General features: G+C 59.1%; 4 protein-coding genes and 1 pseudogene. All 5 read right to left on the reverse strand.

Annotation, left to right across the window (positions count from 1 at the left end; translation table 11 throughout):
- A partial coding sequence (locus WCG50_RS16860; protein ID WP_336900757.1) for a response regulator occupies window positions 1-392 on the reverse strand: 392 nt, incomplete at its 3' end.
- Between the two features lie 6 nt (window positions 393-398).
- Complete coding sequence (locus WCG50_RS16865; RefSeq protein WP_336900758.1) at window positions 399-2,939, reverse strand: HAMP domain-containing sensor histidine kinase; 2,541 nt, start codon at window positions 2,937-2,939, stop codon at window positions 399-401.
- 59 nt (window positions 2,940-2,998) lie between these two features.
- A complete protein-coding gene (gene prmC / locus WCG50_RS16870) occupies window positions 2,999-3,853 on the reverse strand; it encodes a peptide chain release factor N(5)-glutamine methyltransferase (RefSeq protein ID WP_336900759.1) in 855 nt (284 codons plus the stop codon).
- The gene (prfA, locus tag WCG50_RS16875; RefSeq protein ID WP_336900760.1) at window positions 3,846-4,946 is read right to left on the reverse strand and encodes a peptide chain release factor 1; all 1,101 of its coding nucleotides are present in this window, start codon (window positions 4,944-4,946) and stop codon (window positions 3,846-3,848) included. The genes prmC and prfA overlap by 8 nt, the downstream gene beginning before the upstream one ends.
- A gap of 157 nt (window positions 4,947-5,103) precedes the next feature.
- Window positions 5,104-5,622, reverse strand: a pseudogene (locus WCG50_RS16880) (glutamyl-tRNA reductase); the annotation flags it as partial.

The following is a 5,622-nucleotide window of genomic DNA, read 5'->3' on the forward strand; positions in this document are numbered from 1 at the left end:
TCAGGCACCAACCTCGCCACCACGTCTTTCAGGCGCTGCATTGAAATCGGTTTGATCAGCACCTCGTTGAAACCGTTGGCCAGAAAGCGATCAATGTCAGAAGAACCCGCGTGGGCGGTGTAAGCGACGATCGGCAGAGTGGCGTAAGCCGGATTGGCGCGCAGCTGCCGGCACACCTCTTCACCGCTCAGGTCGGGCATGCTGATATCGAGCAGCACCAAGTCCACAGCGTTTTGACTGCCTAGCCAGTTCAACGCCGAATGGCCGCCATCCGCTTCGAAGGTTTTCCAGCCCATTTTGTTCAGGAAAACCATGGCCAGCTTGCGGTTCAGGATCACGTCATCGACAACGAGAACGCTTCTGACAGGTTTTTGTTCTTCGGTTGTAGTCATCTGGGTCTAGGCTTTCATGTCCGCTGCCGGCAGCACCACAAAGAAGGTTGATCCGACACCGGGGGTCGAGGCCACGCCAATCTGGCCGCCCATGTGCTCAACCAGTTCTTTGGCCAATGTCAACCCCAGACCGGTGCCTTCGTGGCTGCGTGTGACGAAGGATTCGCTCTGGCGGAATTTTTCAAATATAAATTTTTGTTCGTCCAGACTGATGCCCACACCCGTGTCCTGCACCTCGATGCAAACCTGCTCGCCTTGTGCTGAGGCCCGAATAGTGACGCTGCCTTGGTCTGTGAATTTGAGCGCATTGCCGGTCAGGTTGAGCAGAATCTGGCGCAAGCGCACGGCATCGGCGAAGACCTTGGTCGGCAACCCGGTGGGGTCGAGTTCAAAAATCAGGTTTTTCTTTTGGGCATGGCTGTTTTGCATCGCCAGAACTTCGCGTAACAGGGCGGGCAGGTCAATGGGGGTCAAGTTGAACTCCATGCGCCCGGCTTCAATCTTGGCCAGGTCCAGCACATCGGTGACCAAGGTCAGCAGATGCTCGCCGCTGGTGCGAATGGTTTGGGCGTATTCAATGTGTGCCGGGTCTTTCAAGTCCATTTCGAGCAACTCGGCAAAGCCCAGGATGCCGTTCAACGGCGTGCGCAGTTCGTGCGACATGTTGGCCAGAAATTCGCTTTTCATGCGGTTGGCTTCTTCGGCCGAATGGCGCGCTTCTTCTAACCGACCGAAGGAGGTTTGCACCTCGCTGGCCATGTGGTTGAAGGACTTGGCCAGGTCGGCCATTTCATCTTCGCCGCGCACCGGCAGCCGGTGCGCCAGATCGCCCTGCTGGAATCGTTGAATGCCGCTGCTCATTTCAGTGATGCGTCGGGTGAGGGCGCCTGCCATCCAGATGGCGATGGCGATCACCAGTGCAATCATCACCAACGTGGACGCGGTCAAGCCAAAAGCGGTACTGCTCAGGCGCTGGACGATGGTGCTTTGCAGACCTTCGCGCTCTTGTTTGAGTTTGCTGTCGGCGGCGGCAATCAAGGTGTCGATGCGCTTGCCCGACTCGGTAGCGGCCTTATGGAAGTCATCGACATTCGCGCCGATCGTCACAAAACCAAAACCACGTTTGCTGGCGCCATACTGACCGGTGTAATAAGGAATGGTGGCCGCTGTAGTGAGTTTCCAGAGACCTGAAAAATAGATCACGAAAGAGCCGGAGCCCCCGTGCTCGGTCAGCGCATCCCAGCCATGGCATTGCGGAGAAAAATTGAGGTAACGGCAGTCCAGACCCACACTGCCGGACTTGGCGGACTCTGGCGACGGCTTGCGCTTGAGCGACTGATCGCGAAAAAACGGCACGGTTGGCTGGAACTCATGCCAGGACTTGCCGCTGGCCTGCCACTCACCCCACAGTTCACCGTCCATGAATGGCGGCGCCGGTTGGCCGGTTTTCGGGTCGTAACCAACGATGAAGTAGTCACGTGGGTGCGAGATGGCGCGGCTTTTCTGGTCCCAAATAAACGCGTAATTGCCAGACGCTGGGTCCGTAATCGGGGCAAAGCGTTCGGGCGTTGGGCGCACCTTGTTGCTGAACGCCATCAAGTGCGCGTGGTCCAGCGCCAAGGTTACATAGCCGGTGATGCGCCCGCCCTTTTCAATCGGGGTGGCCCAGCGCACAATGCCGCGAAAGTGCTTGCCCAACGGGTTTTCAAGACCGGCATAACCCGATTGTTCTGGCGTGAACGGTTTTTTGAGTTCTTCGGCGCGGGCCGGGGTGTAAGGGCCGATCCATTGGGTGCTGACGTATGGGCCGATGACTTCGGAGACATAAATCTCACCGGGTTTCAGCTTCTTGAGTGCAGGCCAGTAGCTCTCCGCTTTTACATACGTGTTTTCGCGGCGGCTGACATCGCGCAGACCTGGTGCCAGCAAACCACCATGCTGGGCCTTGAATTTTTCCATGCCGCTGGCATCGATGTAGCTGATTTCGAGAAACAGGGGATTTAATGTCTGGGCTCCGTAGTTTTCTGGCAATCGGGTGTGAAAGTCTTTGGCGTTGTCAGGCAAGGGCGGGCGCACCGGGTTGTTAGCGACGAAGGGCGTTGCCGGCATCCAGCCTTTGCCATCGGCCGAAGGAGCGTAGAGCCCATGCTCAAAAAGCTCACGCGTGTGGCTGGTCAGGAAACGCTGGTAGGTAGCGTCAGAAGGTTCCAGGCGTGCTGCCTGCAAGATGTCTTTGTCGCGGTCATACAGAAAGTCGGCGACCTGGCGTGCCAAGTCGGTGGTGAGGGCTTCGATGGCCTCGCGCGAACGCTCGTCGAGCGCACGAACCGCATCATCATTGGCGGTTTTGCCGGTCTGCTGCTGAGACAGACGCATAGCATCAGCCATTTGTAATGCGCGAAACGACACCCCTTCGCCCAAGCCCTGCGCCGCCTGCCAGGCAAACCAGGCCAGCAGCAAAAGCGGGATAACCTTGATGGCGACGAAGATGACGATCAGCTTGGTGCGAATGCCCATGCGGTCGAAGAATTTAGGGGTTTTTATCACGAGGCTTCAACGATTTTTAGTTGTTAATGTAGCGCACGGCGGCTAAGTGTAAACCCTGATTATTGAGGTGCCGGCCCGGGTGTACAGCCTCCGCTGCAGCGTTCAATCCCGCTCAAGTCGCGCCGGGACTGAACTTGGCAAAACCCAGCGTCTTCAAGCAAGGCTCGCACAACGGGTGCCTGGTCATACCCATGCTCCAACAACAGCCACCCACCGGGCTGCAGGCTTGCTGGGGATTGTTGGATGATCTGGCGCAGGTCACTCAGGCCATCAGCGCCACTGGCCAGCGCTTGCAACGGCTCGAAGCTTAGATCGGCCAAGTGCGCGTCTTGCGCCGCAATATACGGTGGGTTGGAAACGATCAATGCGAACTTGGTTTGTACGCCGTCCAGCCAGGATCCTTGGCTGAAACGCACATCGAGTTGCAAGCGTTGCGCGTTGGCGCGTGCCACCGACAAGGCGTCCTCACTGAAATCGAGGGCGTTCACTGGAAGGTGGGGTCGTGTGGCTTTGAGCGCCAGAGCGATGGCACCACTGCCTGTTCCCAAATCGAGAATGCCTGTGCGCCAGTTCTCACCTGGCGTGATCGGTATGAGTGACAGCGCCCAGTCCACCAGCGTTTCGGTGTCGGGACGGGGCACCAGCACCCGACCATCGACGTGCAGGTCCAGACCGTAGAACTCTTTGTGGCCGGTGAGGTAGGCCAGTGGTTCGCCCTTCAAGCGGCGCAGGGCAAGCTGGTTCAGTCGTTGCAATGGTTCAGCGCCGATGACATCGGTGTCGTGCGCCAGCAACCAGGCGCGGTTAGGGGCGGCCGGGTTCACGACGTGCAGCAACAGCAATTGGGCATCCAGTCGGTCCAGTCCCTGCGCTTGCAAACGCGAAAGCGTCTGGGCGAGGGTCGAATCAGCCACCGGCGCCTACTTCAAGTGCCGCCAGTTGTTCGGCGGCTTCATAGGCTTGCAGCGCCTGCACCACGTCTTCCATATCACCTTCCATGATGTAGAGCAGTTTGTAGAGCGTGAGGTTGATGCGGTGGTCGGTCAGGCGCCCCTGCGGGAAGTTGTAGGTGCGGATGCGGTCGCTGCGGTCGCCAGTACCGATCAGGCCCTTGCGCTCGGCCGCATCTTTGGCGGCGCGCTCACTGCGGTCTTTTTCGTGGATGCGGGCGGTCAACACCTTCATGGCCTGGGCCTTGTTGCCGTGCTGGCTGCGACCATCCTGGCACTCGGCCACGATCCCGGTGGGAATGTGCGTGATGCGCACTGCCGAATCGGTTTTGTTGATGTGCTGACCGCCCGCGCCGCTGGCCCGGTAGGTGTCGATGCGCAGGTCTGCGGGATTGATCTTGATGGCCTCGGCCTCATCCTGCTCGGCCAGCACTGCCACCGTGCAGGCGCTGGTGTGAATGCGGCCCTGTGTTTCGGTGGTGGGTACGCGCTGCACGCGGTGGCCACCGGACTCGAATTTGAGCGCGCCATAGACGTTGTCGCCCTCGATGCGGATCACCACTTCTTTGTAGCCACCGAGTTCGCTGCTGGACTCGCTGATGATTTCGGACTTCCAACCCCGGCGCTCGCAAAACCGGGTGTACATGCGCATCAAATCAGCCGCAAACAGGGCCGACTCGTCGCCGCCGGTGCCCGCGCGGATTTCCATGAAGGCGTTGCGGGCATCGTCCGGGTCTTTGGGCAGCAACATGCGCTGCAGTTCGCCTTCGAGTTGTTGCAGTTCTGCCGTGGCACTGTCGACTTCTTCCTGGGCCATCTCGGCCATGTCGGCGTCATTTGCTGCACTTTTCAGCATCTCCTGCGCCTCGGATAGATCGGCTTCGCGTTGCTGGTAGCGTGACCAGCGGGAGGTCACCGCAGTGACATCAGTGTGCTCGCGTGACAGCAGGAGAAACTGCTTCATGTCTTTCATGATGTCTTCGCGCGAGAGTAAAAATTCAAGCTCACCAAGGCGGTCAGCGTAGCGGGCGAGTTGTTGGCGCAGAAATGGTTTCATGGGCGATCCGTCAGAGGAGGCAGAGGCAAAAAAGAGAAGTGGCCGTGGTTGCAGCAGCGGTTTTAGGTCGTCAATGTGGGCGCAGCGCTGTCATCCAGAATGACTGGATGACCTTCGTGTCGCCCTGACGAAAGGCGCGTCGCTTGAAAAAGCGTCGCTACCGCTCTTTGCGCAAAAAGAAATGCTGGATGGCGTTGGTCGCGCGTTCACGCGCCGTGGCATCACTGGTGCGCAACTCTGCCATGGCGCCGTGCAGCATCTTTTGTGTCAATCCCTTGGAAAGCGCTTCCAGCACGGCGTCGATATCTTCGCCTTTGGCCAGCAGCTTGCGGGCGCGCGCCAGTTCAGCGGCACGCCATTCGTCGGCTTGGGCGTTGAGCTGTTGAATCAAGGGCACCGAACTGCGCTGGTCGACCCAGTGCATGAAGCTTTGCACGCCTGCGTCCACAATCGCCTCGGCCTGCGCTACGGCCGCCTGGCGGCTGGCTTGGGCCGTTTGCACCACCGAGGCCAGATCGTCCACGGTGTAAAGGTACACATCTTCTAGTGACTTGACTTCGACTTCAATGTCGCGCGGCACGGCCAGATCGACCATGAACATGGGACGACGACGGCGGCGTTTCAAGGCCCGCTCGACCGCCCCCAGCCCGATGATGGGCAGTGTGCTGGCGGTGCA

It is taken from the genome of Rhodoferax sp. (genome assembly GCF_037143375.1).
Classification (GTDB): domain Bacteria; phylum Pseudomonadota; class Gammaproteobacteria; order Burkholderiales; family Burkholderiaceae_C; genus Rhodoferax.

Coding starts and splice junctions, on each gene's coding strand:
- prfA (WP_336900760.1), bottom strand. CDS start 4,946: ATGAAACCATTTCTGCGCCAACAACTCGCCCGCTACGCTGACCGCCTT.